At 48.3% G+C, this 18,243-nt stretch carries 20 protein-coding genes and 1 tRNA gene; 7 read left to right on the top strand and 14 right to left on the bottom strand.

The features are described 5' to 3' along the window. Positions 1–46: 46 nt before the first annotated feature. The 3 genes from BBEV_RS15300 to BBEV_RS15310 all read right to left on the bottom strand — a co-directional run bounded on the left by BBEV_RS15300 (position 47) and on the right by BBEV_RS15310 (position 4,689). Positions 47–1,360 carry an ABC transporter substrate-binding protein gene (locus BBEV_RS15300; protein ID WP_069366251.1) on the bottom strand — a complete coding sequence of 438 codons (1,314 nt, stop codon included), beginning with the start codon at positions 1,358–1,360 and terminating at the stop codon, positions 47–49. 106 nt (positions 1,361–1,466) lie between these two features. Next, the gene (locus BBEV_RS15305; RefSeq protein ID WP_069366252.1) at positions 1,467–3,575 is read right to left on the bottom strand and encodes an amylo-alpha-1,6-glucosidase; all 2,109 of its coding nucleotides are present in this window, start codon (positions 3,573–3,575) and stop codon (positions 1,467–1,469) included. A 97-nt stretch (positions 3,576–3,672) separates the two neighbouring features. Beyond that, positions 3,673–4,689 (bottom strand): LacI family DNA-binding transcriptional regulator, encoded by a 1,017-nt coding sequence (locus BBEV_RS15310; RefSeq protein ID WP_069366253.1) that lies wholly within the window; start codon positions 4,687–4,689, stop codon positions 3,673–3,675. A 142-nt stretch (positions 4,690–4,831) separates the two neighbouring features. Here BBEV_RS15310 and BBEV_RS15315 point away from each other — a divergent pair, with 142 nt between their 5' ends. Then, positions 4,832–5,374, top strand: coding sequence for a dihydrofolate reductase family protein (locus tag BBEV_RS15315; protein WP_069366254.1), 543 nt, complete (start codon positions 4,832–4,834; stop codon positions 5,372–5,374). Position 5,375: 1 nt separating this feature from the next. Here the strand turns inward: BBEV_RS15315 and BBEV_RS15320 are convergent, their stop codons facing one another. The 3 genes from BBEV_RS15320 to BBEV_RS15330 form a co-directional block, all read right to left on the bottom strand. After that, on the bottom strand, positions 5,376–6,368 hold the full coding sequence (locus BBEV_RS15320; protein WP_069366255.1) for an alpha/beta fold hydrolase: 993 nt from the start codon (positions 6,366–6,368) through the stop codon (positions 5,376–5,378). 6 nt (positions 6,369–6,374) lie between these two features. Beyond that, entirely contained in the window at positions 6,375–6,617 is a 243-nt protein-coding gene (locus BBEV_RS15325) for a hypothetical protein (RefSeq protein WP_069366256.1), read from the bottom strand. A gap of 85 nt (positions 6,618–6,702) precedes the next feature. Then, positions 6,703–7,095 carry a DUF3221 domain-containing protein gene (locus BBEV_RS15330; RefSeq protein WP_069366257.1) on the bottom strand — a complete coding sequence of 131 codons (393 nt, stop codon included), beginning with the start codon at positions 7,093–7,095 and terminating at the stop codon, positions 6,703–6,705. Between the two features lie 76 nt (positions 7,096–7,171). Here BBEV_RS15330 and BBEV_RS17470 point away from each other — a divergent pair, with 76 nt between their 5' ends. The 4 genes from BBEV_RS17470 to BBEV_RS15350 all read left to right on the top strand — a co-directional run bounded on the left by BBEV_RS17470 (position 7,172) and on the right by BBEV_RS15350 (position 10,133). Then, positions 7,172–7,411, top strand: a complete 240-nt coding sequence (locus tag BBEV_RS17470) for a hypothetical protein (RefSeq protein ID WP_157101010.1) — start codon at positions 7,172–7,174, stop codon at positions 7,409–7,411. Between the two features lie 62 nt (positions 7,412–7,473). After that, a complete protein-coding gene (gene liaF / locus BBEV_RS15340) occupies positions 7,474–8,406 on the top strand; it encodes a cell wall-active antibiotics response protein LiaF (RefSeq protein WP_069366259.1) in 933 nt (310 codons plus the stop codon). Beyond that, entirely contained in the window at positions 8,399–9,517 is a 1,119-nt protein-coding gene (locus BBEV_RS15345) for a sensor histidine kinase (RefSeq protein WP_069366260.1), read from the top strand. The genes liaF and BBEV_RS15345 overlap by 8 nt, the downstream gene beginning before the upstream one ends. Further along, the gene (locus BBEV_RS15350; RefSeq protein ID WP_069366261.1) at positions 9,504–10,133 is read left to right on the top strand and encodes a response regulator transcription factor; all 630 of its coding nucleotides are present in this window, start codon (positions 9,504–9,506) and stop codon (positions 10,131–10,133) included. The genes BBEV_RS15345 and BBEV_RS15350 overlap by 14 nt, the downstream gene beginning before the upstream one ends. A 105-nt stretch (positions 10,134–10,238) precedes the next feature. Here BBEV_RS15350 and BBEV_RS15355 read toward each other — a convergent pair whose 3' ends face one another. From BBEV_RS15355 to BBEV_RS15365, 3 genes are all read right to left on the bottom strand, one after another. Next, the gene (locus BBEV_RS15355) at positions 10,239–11,036 is read right to left on the bottom strand and encodes a CPBP family intramembrane glutamic endopeptidase (protein ID WP_069366262.1); all 798 of its coding nucleotides are present in this window, start codon (positions 11,034–11,036) and stop codon (positions 10,239–10,241) included. A gap of 31 nt (positions 11,037–11,067) precedes the next feature. Next, the gene (locus tag BBEV_RS15360) at positions 11,068–11,535 is read right to left on the bottom strand and encodes a hypothetical protein (protein ID WP_069366263.1); all 468 of its coding nucleotides are present in this window, start codon (positions 11,533–11,535) and stop codon (positions 11,068–11,070) included. A 122-nt stretch (positions 11,536–11,657) separates the two neighbouring features. Continuing rightward, positions 11,658–12,992: a phospholipase D-like domain-containing protein gene (locus tag BBEV_RS15365; protein ID WP_232318337.1), complete on the bottom strand. Its 1,335-nt coding sequence runs from the start codon at positions 12,990–12,992 to the stop codon at positions 11,658–11,660. Between the two features lie 254 nt (positions 12,993–13,246). Here BBEV_RS15365 and BBEV_RS15370 point away from each other — a divergent pair, with 254 nt between their 5' ends. Further along, positions 13,247–13,816: a glutathione peroxidase gene (locus BBEV_RS15370; protein WP_069366265.1), complete on the top strand. Its 570-nt coding sequence runs from the start codon at positions 13,247–13,249 to the stop codon at positions 13,814–13,816. A gap of 82 nt (positions 13,817–13,898) precedes the next feature. Here the strand turns inward: BBEV_RS15370 and BBEV_RS15375 are convergent, their stop codons facing one another. Then, positions 13,899–14,330 (bottom strand): DUF1801 domain-containing protein, encoded by a 432-nt coding sequence (locus BBEV_RS15375; RefSeq protein WP_069366266.1) that lies wholly within the window; start codon positions 14,328–14,330, stop codon positions 13,899–13,901. Between the two features lie 179 nt (positions 14,331–14,509). On the opposite strand from BBEV_RS15375, the gene BBEV_RS15380 reads away from it, so the two are divergent. Further along, positions 14,510–14,586 (top strand) — tRNA-Arg (locus BBEV_RS15380). A gap of 60 nt (positions 14,587–14,646) precedes the next feature. Here BBEV_RS15380 and BBEV_RS15385 read toward each other — a convergent pair. The 4 genes from BBEV_RS15385 to BBEV_RS15400 form a co-directional block, all read right to left on the bottom strand. Beyond that, positions 14,647–15,351 carry a DUF6544 family protein gene (locus BBEV_RS15385; RefSeq protein WP_324609512.1) on the bottom strand — a complete coding sequence of 235 codons (705 nt, stop codon included), beginning with the start codon at positions 15,349–15,351 and terminating at the stop codon, positions 14,647–14,649. Between the two features lie 313 nt (positions 15,352–15,664). Beyond that, positions 15,665–16,978 carry a transposase gene (locus BBEV_RS15390; protein ID WP_232318206.1) on the bottom strand — a complete coding sequence of 438 codons (1,314 nt, stop codon included), beginning with the start codon at positions 16,976–16,978 and terminating at the stop codon, positions 15,665–15,667. Further along, a complete protein-coding gene (gene tnpA / locus BBEV_RS15395; RefSeq protein ID WP_069366268.1) occupies positions 16,978–17,376 on the bottom strand; it encodes an IS200/IS605 family transposase in 399 nt (132 codons plus the stop codon). Before tnpA ends, BBEV_RS15390 begins: the two co-directional genes overlap by 1 nt. A gap of 216 nt (positions 17,377–17,592) precedes the next feature. After that, positions 17,593–18,195, bottom strand: a complete 603-nt coding sequence (locus tag BBEV_RS15400) for a hypothetical protein (protein ID WP_069366269.1) — start codon at positions 18,193–18,195, stop codon at positions 17,593–17,595. Between the last annotated feature and the right edge of the window lie 48 nt (positions 18,196–18,243).

Below are 18,243 nucleotides of genomic sequence, written 5' to 3' on the forward strand. Positions count from 1 at the left end.
GGAGGTGAAACACCTCCTTTCTGGACCATGTTCACCAGTCTATCTGTCAGTCCTGAATTTCGTTTTCCGCAACACGCTGTGCTTCTTCAAGTGCCTCTTCTAAAGTTTGATCTCCGATAAAAGCACTGGAAAACTGATTTTCAAAGTTTGAATTGATAATCGGCAGGTTCGTATCATCTGCCCACACCGTTGCGTAGCTGGCACCTTCGATAAATGGTTCATAAATTTCCGGTCGTTCATAATCCATTTGTTCAGCAACAGAAGCACGGGACGGCAGTGCTAATCCACTCGATGTCCACATTTCCATCCCCTCTTTCCCCGTCAGGAATTCGATTAACTGCCATGCTTCTTCTTTTACTTCAGACTGATGATTCATCGAATAAGACACCGTGTACGCCATCGTTGACGGGTCATTATCGATTACAGGAATTTCCACAACACCGTAGTCAACATCAGGGAACGCATCGTCCATGAACTCGATCATCCAGTTTCCTTCAATAATCATCGATGCCCGTTCGGTTCCGAACATGTCACCGCCCCATTCAGCTCCAACATCTGACGGTGCTGCACCAACTTCTGACTCGTTTCGCATATCTACAATAGGCTGCAACGCTTCAATCACGGCCGGATCCGTGAAGTTCGGCTGGTTATCCACGACTACTTCTCCACCGAGTGATTCCGCAATGAAATACAGACGTGCCAGATCCGTCACTATCCCGAAACCGTAGCGGTCTTCCGTCGTCAATTCACCAGCAACCTCCTCCAGCTCATCCCATGTTTCGGGTGGGGCTTCAATACCGGCTTCATCAAAGTGATCTTTATTATAGAAGAGTGCCAGTGTGGACGTATCCTTTGGCAGACCCCACAGCTCTCCATCGTTGCGGAAGGCATCGATCAAAGGATCCTCAAAATCATCCACATCGAATTCATCTGTGATATAGCCATCGAGTGGTTCCAACACACCGGCATCGATCAAACCAGGTGCTTCAAACGCATCCAGGAAAAATACATCCGAAGCTTCTCCACCAATCAAACGTGTACGCAGGACATCCATATACTGATCGGCAATGGTATCCACCTCAACGTTAATATGTGGATACTTTTCTTCAAAGGCATCCAGCGTTTCTTCGAAATAACGCTGCTCTGTTGGAGATGATTGCCAGCCTGTCAGCCGGACTGTTACCTCCTCTTGATCACCTTCATCAGAGACATTCTCATTATTGCCCTGATTCCCCGCGTTATTGTTGCTGTCGGCACCGGTCACTTCCTCGTTTTCGTTACCGCCACACCCTGTCAATACTGCACCTGTCAACATGACTGCTGCCCATCCGGTTACTTTCAATCCATTTTTCTTCTGCATGAATCTGAAACCCCTTTCAGTTTATGTGATTAGTGACAGATGAAGCTTGAAACCCCATCTGCCGGTGCTTATTTATCGCAAGGACTGATTTGTCCTGTACAACCGTTCAAAGTTTGATTGCTAGTCCTGTAGTATTCCGTTCCACGTTGACATTGCAGTCTCCCTTGGCATTCCGGGTAACTGTCAAATCCAGTTCCCCGTCACCGATTTGCATCTGTTCCACTGTCAGCTGATTCACGCCTTCAGGGAGGCGTGGATTCAATGCTACTTCGCCCGATAGAACATCCGGAAACAACCCGAGCATGGCCTGGACCATTAATAATGGTGCCCCCGCCGCCCAGGCCTGGGGCGAACATGCCACCGGATAGCTGACTGCTTTTCCACGGCTCGCATTGTATCCGCAGAACAGTTCCGGCAAACGGTCATAATCAAAGGAGGCTGCCGAACGGATCAGGCCCATCATCACCTTGGATGCTGCCTTGACGTTACCCGTGCGACTCATCCCAAGAATCACCAGACTGTTATCATGAGGCCATACTGTTCCATTGTGATAGCTCATCGGGTTGTAACCAGCTTCCCCTTCACCCATGGTCCGGATCCCGAACCCGGAGAACAGTTTATCCGACACCAGCATCTCACTCACCGCTTGTGCCCTTTCTGACGACATCATCCCGGACATCAGCACGTGTCCCGGGTTTGATGTCACCGTTCCTACCTGCTTCTTATCCTTATCAAGAGCCAGAGCATAATACCCTTGTTCGGGCATCCAAAAGGCTTCGTCAAACTGTTCCTTCAAGATCTTTGCTTCGCCCCTGAGCACCTTTCCGCGTTCCGGGTTTCCCACATCTTCAAACGCTTGTGCCATGCTCACTTTCGCGTGATATACATAGCCTTGCACTTCTGACAAGGCAATCGGAGATTCACCCAGACGGCCATCACGGTGCACTATCGAGTCTCCCGAATCTTTCCAACCCTGATTTGCAATTCCTTTCGCCGCTTCCTGATGGTACTCAACGAAACCGTCACCATCGCGATCCCCGTAGGAATCAACCCAATTGAGTGCCGCCTCTACATTCGTTTCCAGTTCGGTAAATAAGCTGTGATCACCGGTCCATTTCATATATTCACTCAGCAGGACAAGAAAAAGTGGCGTGGCATCAATCGTCCCGAAATAGGGGGAGAATGGGATTTGACCCGTGTTGGCCAATTCTCCAAAACGAATTTCATGCATGATTTTTCCTGGTTCTTCGTCACGCCAGCTGTCTTTTTTAGTCCCCTGACGTTTCGCCATTGTTCTGAGTGTCCCTTTGGCCACATCACTTGCAAAGGGTAACAGTTGCAATGCAGCAATCAGAGAATCCCGACCGAAGGGCACCCCAAACCATGGCAGTCCTGCCACGGGAAAGGATCCTTCACCAAGATCCGTCAGGAGAACCCGCAGGTCCTTGAGTCCTCGATCAATCAGGCGCTGGAGCGGTTCATAATCCGTCTTCACCTTCGTCATTTGCTTTGCCCAGTCGTCTGTCGAAATCATCAGCCGTTCCAATGCTTCACTATGGCTGAGCGCTGTCCCTTTTTCACCGCTGATTTCAGGAACCATCGTCAGCTCAAGCACTTTCTCCTCTCCATGAGCCAGATCAAAATGAAACTCCGGCTCCTGAGTTTCGGACTGAGATTCAGGCACCATATTCCAAGACACATGCAACTGCCTCTCTACATCGTCAGCTCCGAGATAGCTCATCTTCAGCCCGTTGGCAGACGATTCCGCATCCCGCTTGTCACCAGTTCGGCCATTCTGGAAGCCCCGCACAATAAACATGTCCTTGAAATCGGCATCCAATTGAAGGCTGATATTGAAAGCTGTCTGTTGAGGATGGTAGCTCTTCACATGAATCTGTTCGTACAAAACACCATCCCAAATGAAACGGCGCCGTTTCATTTCAATGGACTCACGCCAGAGGTGCACCACTTTTTCCCCGGCCTCATTTTCCTGTTCCATATGCGGGTTCGTCAGCAACATCTCCGCCACACTCGTGTTATCCGCATCAGATGCCAGGAGCACAGGTTCTTCACCATTGATCCGAAGATCCAACCGGCTCAAAAAGCGGGTATCTTTCGTATACAGGCCCGGTCCGTAAGGGTGCTGATCGGGTATCTGTCCACTTTCATCTGTCAGTAGAAACATGTCGTTTTCTTTGATTACACGATAGTTCATTATTTCCCTCCAACTTATCCGAAACGTTTCGGATTTTTCAATTTTGAAATGTCCCGAAACGTTTCGGGACAAGGGTGGAAAAGAAGCACCGTCCGTCTTATCGGGGGGGTGCAGTCGATTCCCTTACAACTAACTGATTATCAAGTGTTGCGCTCTGTCGTTCCGATCCACCGTCTGTCAACATTGCTGTCAATAAGTGTGCTGCTTCGTAACCCATCTGGTATTTGTCCTGGTTCACTGTTGTCAAAGGTGGTGTTGTATATTCAGAAAGTAGAATATTATCAAACCCTACAATGGAAAGATCTTCAGGAATTCTGAGTCCCAGTCGCTTTGCAGCGCGCATGACACCCAATGCCATCAGATCACTGGCACAAAAGAGTGCAGTAATCTCCGGGTGATCTTGAAGAAGGGCAAAAGCGGCAATTTCTGCTTCAGGTTCAAGAAACTGACCGTTGACCATGTATTCTTCTCTGATCGGGATACCCGCATCCGTCAATTCCCGTTCGTAACCTTTCCGGCGTTTTTGACTGACATGGGCATAATCGTGGCCGTTTATCATACCGATCTTTGTGTGACCGAGATTCAGCAGATGCTTGACGGCCATTTGTGCACCAAAGACGTTATCTGTCGTCACATAGCCAACATACTCACCTTCCACATCGACATCCACGAACACACAGGGGATATTGCTCTCAATTACTTCAGCAATATACGGATCATCCCGCTTGATGCCCTGCATGATCACGCCCTCCACCTGCCGTTCCCGGCACAACTGTGTATAACTTTTCTGCTTTTGCTTAGCGGAGTTTGTACTGAAAAGAATGAGATCATAACCGACATCCGAAGCCGCATCATTGATGCCGCACATCACCTCGTAAGTAAACATATCCTTTGCGCCTGAGCGGCTCAATTCCGAAACGAGGAGTCCGATTGTTCTCGACTTATTCATCACGAGACTCCGTGCCAGCGAATTTGGACTGTATTTCAAATCCCGGGCAGTCTGTTCGATACGTTCGCGGGTTTTCGCATTGACATCACTGTATCCGTTTAACGCACGGGACACGGTAGTCACAGAAACTCCCGCAGCTTTTGCAATGTCTTTGATCGTGGCCATGACTCACCTCCAAAACGTTTCGGATATTTCATGGATTAACTGTAAACCATTTTGAAACCCTTTGCAAGCATTTTTTCAACATTGATTCTCCTTTACTGTTTTGCGATAATCAGGCTACTCTGATGGAAAGCTGGTGAAGCTGATGCCTTATCAACGAAAACTGATCCTCTTTATCGCCTGCAGTCTGGATGGATACATCGCCACCGCTGACGAATCCCTTGACTGGCTTGAGAGCGTTGAGGGGGAAGGGGATAATGGATACGCCGCCTTTTATGAAACTGTCGACACCGTCGTCATGGGCCGGAAAACCTGTGACTGGATCAAGAAACTGAACCTCACCGAATTCCCTTACGCAGGTAAAGCCTGCTATGTCTTTTCGAGGACCCGATCCGGCAGGACGGATGAGGTCACATGGGTGAATGAGGATCCTGTGCCGTTCATCAACCGGCTGAAGGAGGCCCCGGGGAGGAATATCTGGCTCGTTGGCGGGGGGAATCTATTGCAGGCCATGACCGCTCACGATCTCGTTGATGAATACATCGTCACCATCGCCCCTGTCATCCTTGGCGGTGGCATTCCTTTATTCCCAACTGGGACGCGGACTGTGAATCTCGAGCTTGTCAGCACAAAATCCTTCAACCAGTTCACGGAACTCCACTACAAAAAAATGGCAGAAACACCCTGATTTACGGCGTTTCTGCTTCTTCTTCCAAGCGGTCATAAAATTTCAGGAGCACCTCATTAAACCATTCTGCATCCGTCTCCATCGGCATATGACCACTGCCGTCAATCATGACCATGTTCGCATCGTTGAGGTCCTGAAGAAGCCGCTCCCCCTCATCAGGCGAAACCCAACTGTCTCCTTCACCCCATACGAGAAGGGCCGGAGCTTCAATCTCGTCAAGACGTTCATGATCCACAGCGCCGCTTGTTGTCAATAGATCCACCCAGGCTCCTGCTGTGCCCGGCACCTCAAAGGTATCCATATAGGCATCCAGAACTTCCTGGCTGACTGGTTGACCATAAGCAGAATCCAGTAACCCTCCAATCCGCTCCTCCGTAACAGCTATTCTTGGTCCAAAAGCCTCCACAGCACGCTGCAATGGAGGAAATGAAAGCGATCTTGGCCCGGGCGGATCATTATAAACAGCCCCCGCCACATAGGTAAGCGATGCTACTCGTCCCGGTTGATCGTACACCATTTGTGTCATCACACCGCCTCCCATGGAATGCCCTGCAAGATGGGCCCGTTCCACCGCTAACTCATCCATCAGTCCCCATAACCAAGTACTGCGATTTTCCATTGAATGTTCCAGTCCCCGCTCACGATCACTGAATCCAAACACCGGCAGATCGACACGAATCACTGGAAATCCCGCATCTGTCAACGTTTCCACCTGATGACGCCAGGAATAGGTCGAACCGCCAAGTCCATGAATAAACACGACAGGGTCCCTCAACCTCTCCTCTGGTTCTGAAATCCGGTAATGGAGCCAGACGCCGTCCACTTCATGAAATTCACTGTCGTCAAAAGGTTCCAGCGTCCTCACATCCTCTGCCGCATCGACCGGGAAGAGATATGGCAGGGTCACAACCACGAGAAAAAGGCCCAGCAATGCAAGACCTGTCCATTTCAGCCATGTATTCCAAACTGGACCTTTCCGCTCATTTTGTTTCATCGGGACTCACCCCTTACCGCTTCTTTCATCGCAGTGGCACTCATATTCCGGAAACGTGTGCTCAATTTTCACCTGTTTTCCGTCTTCCCACATGACAACAACAACAAGTGGTGCAACATCTTTTCGCGCGAAAATCCGTAACTGTTTCTTTAATGGGATATTCGGATTTAAATGGTACGTATTCATCTCTTCTTTCAAACCCTCACGCTCACATATATCGTATGTGATCGCGATATCTCTAATTGTCATCACGTACCCCTCCATTAAAAAACGCGCTTATTTTGCTATTCCCCGAATGTAAAAACAATAATCTGAAAACCTCATTTTTCCCAATTCATTCCTGTTCAGCAGTCTCGATCTCCAATTGCCGCGCCGTTCCCTGAACCGGATGTGACTCCATGACAGCTCCGTCAAACAGCACACGAACTCGCATCCCTTCTTCGAGATCCTCAAATGTCAGATCCCCTTCAGAAATGAATTCCGTATCCGTTGTAATCGTCACGAAACCTTCCGTATACATCGCATCTTCCTCTTCCCCTGCCACATGTACGGAACCAAGTCGACTGTTCTCTTCATCCCGGGACACTTCAATCACTTCGCCAATCAGACCATACTCCTTCTGATGATCGGCTGAAGATACATTGTCATTGCCCCCTTGATTTGCTTCACCGCATCCTGCCAGTAAGCTCAGGAGAAGCGCGGTAACGATCATCTGGGAGATCCTCATACCGGAATCATCCTTTCCTGTACTCTATTAGACGAGGCGTCACCATCAAATGTTTCGCATCATTTGAATCTTTTTCATGAAATCAACAAAAGTCCTGACGAAGATCAGTCCCGGGACCGAGACGACTCCCACCTTCCGGACGGCGCTCTCTGCTCTGGAACCTTCTATACTGAAGGTAAGATCAACCAATCCAAAAAAGAAGGTGATTGACATGAAACGCTGGATCAGCAAACTCTTCAAATGCATCCATTTAAAGCGCACTGTCAGGGAAGCCGCCATGGACAACCGCAGTTGTTACCGTGCATTTATCATCTGAAAAAATCACCCACACTGGCTATCATTTGGGGTAAACTGTAATTGACAACAGGGAGGTGCACGATGAAGAATTTACTCGCTTTTTTTATCATCCTACTTGGTATTGGTTTTTTACTGACGAACCTCGGAATCATCGAGGGATCGTTTTCGGATATCTTAAGCACGTACTGGCCGCTTGCCGTGATCTGGTTCGGTTTGAAATGGTTTTTCCAGGGGATTCCTGCTTTTTTTCAGAGTCTGAAACGGGATCGTAAAAATATCGGGCAAATCATCTGGGGGCTGTATGTCATCATGATCGGCAGTGTACTCCTTGGAAACAACCTCGGGTATTTCGACTATACACTCGCAGATGTCTGGAACTGGACGTGGCCGGTCCTGATCATCTATCTCGGCTTCAAAATCCTCTTTGACAGAGAAGGTGACGTGGTCATTCACCTCGGGCCTGATGATGTGGAAAAATACAGCCGGAAATCCAAGAGTCCATACCACGATGATCCGGAACCGATGGACGTGCATGACAAAATCAGCAAGGCTGGGCGAAAAGCGGAAAAAGCCCGGGCAAAAGCCGAAGCATTTGCAGAAGGACACACCGGTAAACACCAAAAGGCCTTTGAAAGCTGCTCGACAGGTTCCAAACGGTCTTTGATCGGAGACTTTAAACTTGGCAAGAAACCTTGGGAACCGGATGGGCAGGATCTTTCTCTCGGCATCGGAGACGTGGAGATTGATTTCACAAAAGCTGTGCTGAAAGAGGGACGCAATGAAATGCGGGTGAACTGCTGGATCGGGGACGTGAACGTCCTGATTCCCCGTCATATTCCAGTGAAAGTGGAAGCGGAGGTGAAGCTTGGCGAAGTGACCCTGTTCGACGACTCCTATTCCGGCACCGGCCGCTCCGCCTCCTATACCAGTCCGGATTTTGACGATGCCAAAGAACAGCTGATCATCCTGATTCAACTGAATATCGGTGAGATTGAGGTGATGACCGTTGACTGAAAAACGCCGCAAATGGCAAATCGACGGCATTGTCTGGGATGCACTCAGAACCCAGTTCAATGCCGCCATCTCCGCTTTTATCGTCACCTTGTTTGTGATGCTCGGTTTACGGCAGCTCGGCATGGAACCCATCTCTGCTCCTGTCGGCACCGGCCTTGAAATCTCCGAAGCGACGCTGATCCTTTTAGGCTTTACCGTGATCTACCTGATTTTTACGAGCGTCTTCAACTACCGGCAAGCAGCCCGTGTCAAACGGGCTCTCGTCAGCATGATCTATCAGCTCAAGCAGTACCAGCGAAGCGGCAACTATGCCCCGATTCATGTCACCTCCAAGGATGAGTTGGCCCGTCTCGCGGGTGAAATGAATACGCTGACCGACAATGTGGAAAGGCGCATGGTCGCATTAAGGCGCATGGCTAACGAGAACGCCCAGCTCTTAAGAGAAGCGGAACAAGGAGCGAGCCTCGATGAACGGCGCAAACTTGCCAGAGACCTTCATGACGCCGTCAGTCAGGAGCTGTTCAGTATCTCCATGAGCCTGAGCGCGATTCCGAAACTGATGGAAAAGGACCCTGTCAAAGCGAAAAAGCTCTTTCATCAGATTGAGAGTATGGTCCATCACACCCAGCAGGAACTGCGGGCACTGATCATGCATCTTAGACCTGTGACCCTTGAAGGCAAACCGCTGGCACTGGCCCTTGCCAGCCTGTTCGATGAACTCTCCGTGAAACAGCCGGATATGACTTTCGAAGCCCAGCTCGATGAGTTGCCCCATCTGGAAAAAGGTGTGGAGGAGAACGTGTTCCGTGCCATTCAAGAAGGCATTTCCAACACGCTCCGCCACGCGGCGGCTTCCACGTTGACCCTGACAGCGGCGGTGTCAAAGGACCGTTTACTGTTAACGCTCACCGATGACGGCAAAGGTTTCGATGTGGACGAAGTCGACCAGGAACGGACCGGCAATGTGGGACTTGCCGCCATGCATGAGCGCATGAATGAACTGGGCGGACATTTCACCTGCATCGCCATTCCCGGTAAAGGCACGCGCCTCGAGTTCAGGGTGCCCTATATCGAAAAAGAAAAGGATGTGGATTCTGATGGAACCGATTAAAATTCTCATTGCAGACGATCATCACATGGTCCGGGCAGGACTGCGAACATTCCTCGAGCTTGAAGACGATTTCACCATCGTCGCCGAAGCGTCAGATGGCAAGGATGCCATAGAACAGGCCGACCTGGAAAAGCCGGACATCATTCTCATGGACCTGTTGATGGAAGGCGTAAATGGCATCGATGCGACGAAAGAACTGTCCCCCAAAGGATTCAAAGTCATTGTGCTGACCAGTTTCCTCGATGATGACATGCTCTTCCCGGTCCTGGACGCCGGGGCTTTCAGCTATTTGTTAAAGACCTCTTCCGCCGACGACATCGCCGAAGCCATCCGCCGGGCCTACCGGGGTGAACCGACCTTTCAGGGGAAAGTCACCCAGAAAATGTACCAGCGCTTTATGGACCGTCCGAAGCATCAGCTTCTGACGAAACGGGAACTCGAAGTCCTTGCCCTGATCGGGAAAGGCAAGACCAACCAGGAGATCGGTGAAACGCTGTTTATCGGCGTGAAAACGGTCAAAACCCACGTGAGTCATATCCTCGCAAAGCTTGAAGTGTCCGATCGGACCCAGGCTGCCATATACGCCAACAAGCACCAATTGACGGCAGCTGAATAACAAGAGCCGACCCTTTTATAAAGCAGGGTCGGCTCTTTCGTTTACATCATCTACGCCTGTGCAGTGACGAAAACATACCGCAGTGATTTCTTTTCTTCATCACATTCAGGCAGCCTTTTCTGCCGGTTTCTCCGGCGTAGCCCATCTCAAGAAGAACAGACCTGCCACAATCAGCAATAAGGCAAAGGTCATGTTGGCACCGAAGTGATCAGCCGGGGCAAAGAGACCAATGCCAGCCCACGCGTTGAAAGCCGCATGGAACATGACACAGAGAAAGATGCTTTCGGTTTTGATATACAGCCAGCTGAGCATCGCCGCCACTCCGAATCCGATCAGAACGAACGGCAGCAAATGGGTTTCGTATTGCGATGTTCCTTGAATCATAAACAACGGAAGATGCCAGAACCCCCAAATCACAGCCAGCATGACCGTAACTGTATAGACATTGAACCGTTGCAGCAGCTCAGGAAGCGCGAAACCACGCCACCCAAGCTCTTCGATACCGCCGAAGAGAATCGCAGCCGGCAGAATCAGAAAGAACTGATAAACAGGAAGGATGGTGTGCGTCTCTAACAGACCGGGGCTGTAAATCAGTCCCGACAGTAAGCCAAGTGCACCTGCCGCCATTGGCAAAAGAAACGCCGCCAGATACCATTTCCAGTGGAGCTTCACCTTAAAGAGCCGCCGGTGAAAATCTTTTAAGTCATGGGCATTCCCGGTTAAACGCAGCGATGCATAGGCTCCTGCCGCGGGGCCAAACCCCGCCAATACAAACAGCATGATGCCCGCAGGATCCGTCAATGTCACCGCCCCGATTCCCATTAAATAGACAAGCAGCCAAAGCGACCCCCATGTCACTGCGAATGTCACGCCCAGAAAAATCCCGATTCTCCGAGTAATCATAAGCTGATGCCCCTCTCCATATTCACGTGAACTACATGATCCATGTCACCGCAGCAGCCATCAGGAACCCGAACAGAACGGAATACATCAGCATTTCATATTGAAACTTCCAGAAATAATCTTTTCTTAAATAAGATTTTTTGAAATAAACCTGACCTTCGATATTGTCTATAAAAGGGGATACAGAAGAGAGATGCGTGTAAATAAACATCAGTCCCCCAAAAAACAGAACGGCAATGAAAAAGGACAGATCCGTCACTGCAGAAAAGAGGGGAAGAAGAATGACGGCCATCAGTGGGCCCCTGAGAAACTGAGCCGGCAAAAACCATTTTTCCACATGGGACCTTTCCGCATCATCCGCCATATCCCGCATGAAATCACAGACTCTCTCTTTTTCTTCGTACAGATTTTTGCTGAATTTAAGTGCAACCGCTCCGGCAATGGTGTAAGAAAAGACATGGGCCAGCGTAAACAGAATCACAAAAAGAACATATTGCATTTGAATCCCCCCTATTCAATGATTGACCTCCTTACCACTATTCCCGTTTCGGCCCCCTCGAGGACAATGCCAGAGCCGGAAAGATTGACAAATTGGTGAAAAATTAAAAAACGCCCCGCCTCTCACAACAAATGTGCGAGGCGGGACGTGATTCTCGAGAGCCCTGTCATTACCCGATCTTTCCACACCGGTACCTTTTCCTGAAAATGTTCCTCTTCATGCTGGACCTGGATACTGTCTGTTTCAATGGCATCCAGTGAGCCTTGCAGCTCCTCTGCAAAGGTCTCCCCTTCAATCACAAACAGCGATTCCGTATTCAGGTAGACACTTCTCGGATCCACATTATACGACCCGATCACCGACTTGTATCCGTCAAACAGAAAGGTTTTTGCATGAATCGGTTCGGCTTTGCCGTATTCGAACAATTGCACTTCGCTTGCCGCAAAACGATCCCGGTCCGCTAAATACGCCGAAAATGCCGGGAAATTCGGTGAGGAATACAGGCTGTTCGTCAGCACCGTCACTTGCTCCGGGGCAAATTCACCAGCTTCCAACATGTTCTGCATCGGCTCATTCAGGACCAGGTAAGGCGTCTGAACGAGGATTTCATCCTCTGCATGATGGGCGAGATCGGTGAGGACTTCCCACAAAAAGGGCTCATTCTGAATCTCACCAAAGGGGTTATGCATAAAAGCCACATGATCCACATCCAGAAAATCCAATTCAGCCATCGATCCCGAACCTGCAGGAGATTCAAAAGACATCAATTCTTTTTCAAGCTCTTTCGCTCTTCTCTCGACGAACCTTGATGTTTCCTCTTTATACGAATACATGCCTTTATAAGCAGTCAGATTTGCCAGATAGTCATTCAGATCGCTCATCAGCGCCGACTGTTCCGGTTCATCCCCGGTGACTTTGACAAGCACGTCCCGATCTGATACCCCGGGCTCATCAGGCGGTGAAAAATATTTATCCCCAATGTTTCGTCCCCCGGTCATCACGTACGTCTGATCAATGACGATCAGCTTATCATGAAGACGATTGTTCCACTCAGCAGGGTTCCCGGCACGTGGCGGTTTGTAATAGTGGAGATCAATTTGTTCATGACCTGCCAATAGAGCCGGTAATCCGCGCATTTCCCCGCGCATCTGATTCATCAGCCCGTCCACCAGAATGGTCACCTCCACACCACGGTCAGCCGCAGCCAGCACCTCACTGAAAAAAGCTTTCATCCAATCCCCCGAATGAAAGGTATGGTATACAATCTGCATTTCCTCATCTGCCTGACGGAGCAGATCCAGCCGGATCTGACCTGCTTTTTCCCGCTCTTCCACGAGCATCGCCTGGTAACCGTCCTCTGGCACTGGTTTCGGCACACCCCCGCTGGCACCGGTCTTTCCCGGAGGATCCACCATGCCAAACAACAGCGTCCCGGACGACAGGATAAACACTACCATCACCCATGCCGCCCGCTTCATATTTCTCCGGTACAACCCCCTCATTGCTTATCACCACACAATCCTGACACGTTTCTATCTTTACGTATTATTCTCAGGAGATGTTCCCGAAAAAAGCCACAGCCCGATCAAGCGTTTCGTTTGATTGCGACTAGTATAGGTATTAAGTTTTGGTATTTTAGGTTTACCCTGATACCTTTAAGGGTAATTTCAACTTGTGTTATCATTTAATGTGTAAAAGGAGATGCGTCAACATGAGTGTATACGACTACAAAGTAAAAACATCCAGCGGATTAACCGCAAAACTCGAGCGCTACAAAGGGAAGGTACTTGTCCTGGTGAATACCGCCACCAAGTGCGGCTTCACACCGCAACTCGAAGACCTGCAGAAACTGCAGGACAAATACGGCGATCAGGGTCTGCAGATTCTCGGCTTCCCGTCCAATCAGTTTGACGGCCAGGAGCCGCTTGCAGACGGTGAAATCACGGAGTTCTGCTCTTTAAACCATGGTGTAAACTTCCCGCTGTTTAAGAAAATCGATGTTCGCGGCGAGACGGCGGATCCGCTGTACCAATACTTAACCGATGAACAACCGTTTAAAGGCTTTGACATGAATCACCCGACGGCCAAACTTATGGTATCGATTATCGAAAGCAAGCATCCGGAATACCTGTATGGCAACGGGATCAAATGGAACTTCACCAAATTCCTCGTCGACCGGGAAGGTCACGTGACGGCACGTTTTGAACCGACGTCTGAACCATTTGATATGGAAACCAGTATTCAAGAGCTGTTAAAGCAGGAAACTGCAATCGCCGAATAAGGCAGTAAACAAATGAAGTGCCCTCTGTCAAAAAAAACGGCAAGGGCACTCTTTTTATGGCTGATAACACCCTTTCCCGAGATTACGAAGGGTCAGGGTAAAGATCCTGTAAAAACACGACCGAGCGAACAATCAATTTTCTCAGCACATCCTCATCCACATCTTCAAGTTTATTAATGTATACGCAGGCTTTACCTGTTTTGTGCTTCCCGAAATCGGCCAAGAGCGCCTGCCTGCCTTCGTCATCACCCGTCGCAAAATACAGGCTAATCGCCGATTTCCTTGGAGAGAAACCTGCAAGCGGTGCACGTCCTTCATGTCCTGATGGGTACTGATAATGATACTGACCAAATCCAATAATGCTATCTCCCCACATCACCGGCGGTTCGCCCGTTTCTTCGGTGAACAACTCAACAAGCCGCCAGGCATCTTCACGTTTTCGCGGATGTTCCACCTGTTCGATAAATTCCCTGACATCACTTTCACTTGGTAACGTTTTTTGATTATAGGCCACTATAAGTCCTCCTACAGGATCGAAAAGTCTGAAAATACAACTCAATTAAATCTTATCATAACGTGTGCGTGGTCAACGTCTTTCTGAATCAAATCTGCGGATCAGGATTGAAATCCATTTTAAAGTGCGGTAAAGTATATAGCGCAGTATGTTTCCATAACTCTGATTGATCCCCTTTTGTCCTTGTAGCTCAGTAGGATAGAGCAATCGCCTCCTAAGCGATAGGTCGCAGGTTCAAATCCTGCCAAGGACGCCAACATCATAATTAAAATGCCTGTCTCACATTCATGCGTTTTGCATGCCGGGACAGGCATTTCTATGCCCGGACATTGTAAACCATCTCGCTGATTTCCCCTTTGAAATATTCATAATCACCGTCATCCAAGTGCCAGATGATCCGGACCTTACGCGGAATCTGTACACCGTCTTTCGCTTGAAAGTCATCGACCAGGGCTGAAAATCTTTTCTTCACAAACGTCCCCTTCGTTTCGCTGTAATAGCGGTCATGCGTCTCGAATCGCCTGAACTTGCCCGTATCATCAAAATGAAATGTGCCTGACACATCGATTTGTTGATGCCTGAATCTGGCCTTAGCCGTATGTTGATCGACCGGCTCCCATGTGATGTACGATTGCAAACTGTAGCTTGGAATCAACAGAATTTCTGTAAAGAGTGTGATTAAGGAAGACTGACTGATTTCCGGTCCTTTCGCATTTACGACCGGAATGAGGTTAAACAACTTTCCAAACATATGTCCCTTCCCGTTCCGGTAAAGATCCCTGACTTGAAGCGACATGGACACAGCCTGCATGTGGGCGATCCTGACAGGGTCTATGACGGCGTTGAACTGACTGGTTTCCAGTGGTGTCCACTCTTTTTCCGGGGACAGTTTGATATAGCTCTCTTTCCAGATGACATCTGCGTTAAACATCTTCGGCTGTCCGAGATACCCGCAAACCCGAAAGTATTGTTGAACCGGTTCCGGAAGCCTTTTGATATCAGCCTCCCTGAACCTCCACACGACTAAAGTCGGTGGGTTCTAAGGTACTTAAAACACTTCCCTGCAAGTTGTCTTACCTGCTTACAGGACTCATGCTGTTCCCTCAGACTTTCATCAACCACGCATAGCCAAACGGCTTACGTTACGGTTGTGTCGGCTCGGTTCAAAACCGTTGGTTTTGCTATACGCCCATACTGGCTATTTTCCGTTCACCATTCCTCAGTCTATCTATCTCTCGATCATGGGAAATCTTAAAGGTTTCCCATGTTTCGTGACATTTACTTCTGTCGATCTCACACAGGTTGTCTTTCACATTCATGATTAAAAAGGCACTTTAAAGATCACGTTGCACTTTCATTCCGTTGAAATCGTTCCACCGTTCATTTAATGTTTTCTTCACGCAGTCCCCACTAAAATGATTGAATTGACTTGCTTTTACTTTAGAAGTCTCAATCTTCTTCAACTGATGGTCAGCGTATTTTAGCTTGTTATCCAAAATGGTCAATAGCATAGATGGTGCTTTCTTCATTAACGATTTACCGTATCGTTTCTTTCGGTTTATCCTGCCTGTCCTCTCATTGACCGTTGTTTCCTTTGCTCGTCTTTGAAGCCCTTTATAGTTCATCGTTTCCACTTTAATGTCGTCACCAAGCGATAGAATCCAGTTCACCATTTTGTTATGCTCTTGCTTTCGGATGTCAGCGATTTTCCGGTTGATTTCAGATAATAGACTTTTTGTTTTTAAGTAGTTTTTACTGGCTATCCATCTATCCTTTGTTCGCTTAATCGTGCCATCCTCGTTGTATTTATGAGGGTTATTCGCCCTGCGTTGACGATCTGATTTTCGTTGCAAGATTCGTTTCTCACGTTCCATTGTGTTGACAGCAGGGGTGAGTTCCAACAGCTTTGCTTCCGTTGTAGTAACGACTGCAATTGTCTGTGTTCCAATATCAATCCCGACCTTTCCAATGCCACGGGGATGTTTCACTTCTCCTGTTTCCCGATCTATCTTTTCAGGAGGAACACCGCCTAATACTAACTGAACAAAATAACGTTCCTTCCCGCGGACAACTTTATGGATAATCCGGCAGTATTTCACTTTATCTTTTAACGACATATGAGCGTAATTATCACGTTCCCTCACCGTTACAGAGATTTCTAAGCCGTTCCAGTAGAGGGTTCTGTCTTTAAAGCGAATACCCGATGTATTTGATTTCCCTTCAACGGAGTGAAGTTCACCACGACGCTTGAACACGACTTTTTTCGCTGTCCCATAAAAGTATCTCTCGAACGTCAACCAACTGCGAGTCGCTATCTTTTGTGCCGTGAAACTATCCATATTTTTCTTGAAGTGGTGTTGTATTGGCTTCACATAAGTATGAATGGCATACTCACTCAACCCGTATTCTTTGTTCAACTCTCGGAGGGCTTGATTTCGTTCTTTGGACTTCGGTTGTTGAATCCAATACCGATACATTTCATCCTGCTTTAAGCGTTTGTGCCGCTTCATCAGTTCTCCTAAACTGGCATTGTAGATGTTCCTTGCGATCTCCAATCGCTTAAATAACACATCTTCTTGCCACTTCTCTGTTAAGAGGGGAAGGGTCAAAATGTAGGATTGTTCAGCCAATGGTTTCACCACCTTCATTACACATTTTTTTGATTCTTAATGTACTCTCGAACGGTTTCCTCAGAAATATGCCCGACAGTACAACTGAAATAACTCCTTGTCCACAAATTAGGCAGTCGGCTTTTTAATTGCGGGTGTTTCTCTCTTAAAATCCGGCTGCTGATACCTTTAAAGTCTTTTATGACCTTGTGCAACATTCGTCTAGGGTCAAATTCAATGAACATATGGACATGATCTGGCATGATTTCTAAAGATTTTATCGTTATCTCTTTTTCCTCTGCAATTTGATGAAAGATCTCAGCTAAATCATTAGCCACATCGTCCACGAGAACTTTTCTGCGATATTTAGGGCAAAAAATGATATGGAATTGATTTTTATAAACAATACCTTTTTTACGAGTATAATCCGTTGTCATCCAATTCACCTCTCTAACCTAAGTATAACATAAAACATTAGTTAATTACATAACTAACTAACTTTAAAATGAAAAATAATTAACTCAATTCATCCCCTTCAATGAATTGAGGGGCTTTCTTGCGTCTTATCCGTATATACCTCACTGCTTTGAAAATCTGCCGTGTCCGCGATGGCCTGAGCCCGTTCTCGTTCAAAACGTTTTCTCACAGACATGTCACACGACCTCCAGTACAATCATAAACAACACGAGGCCAACAATTGCCGGGATCCGGTAGCGTTTCCAGTTCCCTTTTAATACATACTCCATCACAAGGAGAACGAGGGCACCGAGAAAATACAAAAACACCACGTTCTCAAAGAATGTCATCAGAAAGGCCGGGGCAGAACCCTGTTCCTCCACACCCATTGTGAAGAAACCGCCAGCCATCAGCATCAGCACCGGATAGTAGAGGGATCGCTGATGCTGATTCGTGAAATGCTCTTCCAGACTGTCCGTTCCTGTTGATTTCTGCCGTTCCCGAAAACGGATCACAGACCAGACGAGTCCAAACAGCGTCAGCATAACGCCGATGATCTCCCAAAGCCCCGTCAGAAAGGTCAGGATCAATACCGCTGCGATCACCGGAACCGTGATTTTCCAACCGGTACGCAGACGAAAAAAGGCTTCCCGGATCAGTTCATCCGGGCCACTCGGTTTCGCATAGCTTGACTCCATGTTTTTCATGTCTTCCTGTTCTTTCGGTTCTCTCGCCATGCCGGACACCTCCACTTGTTCAAGCTCAACTTTCCATCTGTCATGAAGCGGTTTCTTATTCACCTGACTGCACCTCCAGTATACCACGCAGAAATGGGCCATTAGAATACC

The organism is Salisediminibacterium beveridgei, assembly GCF_001721685.1.
GTDB lineage: Bacteria > Bacillota > Bacilli > Bacillales > Salisediminibacteriaceae > Salisediminibacterium > Salisediminibacterium beveridgei.

Coding starts and splice junctions, on each gene's coding strand:
- BBEV_RS15320 (WP_069366255.1), bottom strand. CDS start 6,368: ATGAAACAAAATGAGCGGAAAGGTCCAGTTTGGAATACATGGCTGAAA.
- BBEV_RS15300 (WP_069366251.1), bottom strand. CDS start 1,360: ATGCAGAAGAAAAATGGATTGAAAGTAACCGGATGGGCAGCAGTCATG.
- BBEV_RS15360 (WP_069366263.1), bottom strand. CDS start 11,535: ATGCAATATGTTCTTTTTGTGATTCTGTTTACGCTGGCCCATGTCTTT.
- BBEV_RS15350 (WP_069366261.1), top strand. CDS start 9,504: ATGGAACCGATTAAAATTCTCATTGCAGACGATCATCACATGGTCCGG.
- BBEV_RS15310 (WP_069366253.1), bottom strand. CDS start 4,689: ATGGCCACGATCAAAGACATTGCAAAAGCTGCGGGAGTTTCTGTGACT.
- BBEV_RS15370 (WP_069366265.1), top strand. CDS start 13,247: ATGAGTGTATACGACTACAAAGTAAAAACATCCAGCGGATTAACCGCA.
- liaF (WP_069366259.1), top strand. CDS start 7,474: ATGAAGAATTTACTCGCTTTTTTTATCATCCTACTTGGTATTGGTTTT.
- BBEV_RS15315 (WP_069366254.1), top strand. CDS start 4,832: ATGCCTTATCAACGAAAACTGATCCTCTTTATCGCCTGCAGTCTGGAT.
- tnpA (WP_069366268.1), bottom strand. CDS start 17,376: ATGACAACGGATTATACTCGTAAAAAAGGTATTGTTTATAAAAATCAA.
- BBEV_RS15355 (WP_069366262.1), bottom strand. CDS start 11,036: ATGATTACTCGGAGAATCGGGATTTTTCTGGGCGTGACATTCGCAGTG.
- BBEV_RS15365 (WP_232318337.1), bottom strand. CDS start 12,992: ATGGTAGTGTTTATCCTGTCGTCCGGGACGCTGTTGTTTGGCATGGTG.
- BBEV_RS17470 (WP_157101010.1), top strand. CDS start 7,172: ATGAAATCAACAAAAGTCCTGACGAAGATCAGTCCCGGGACCGAGACG.
- BBEV_RS15330 (WP_069366257.1), bottom strand. CDS start 7,095: ATGAGGATCTCCCAGATGATCGTTACCGCGCTTCTCCTGAGCTTACTG.
- BBEV_RS15390 (WP_232318206.1), bottom strand. CDS start 16,978: ATGAAGGTGGTGAAACCATTGGCTGAACAATCCTACATTTTGACCCTT.
- BBEV_RS15305 (WP_069366252.1), bottom strand. CDS start 3,575: ATGAACTATCGTGTAATCAAAGAAAACGACATGTTTCTACTGACAGAT.
- BBEV_RS15325 (WP_069366256.1), bottom strand. CDS start 6,617: ATGACAATTAGAGATATCGCGATCACATACGATATATGTGAGCGTGAG.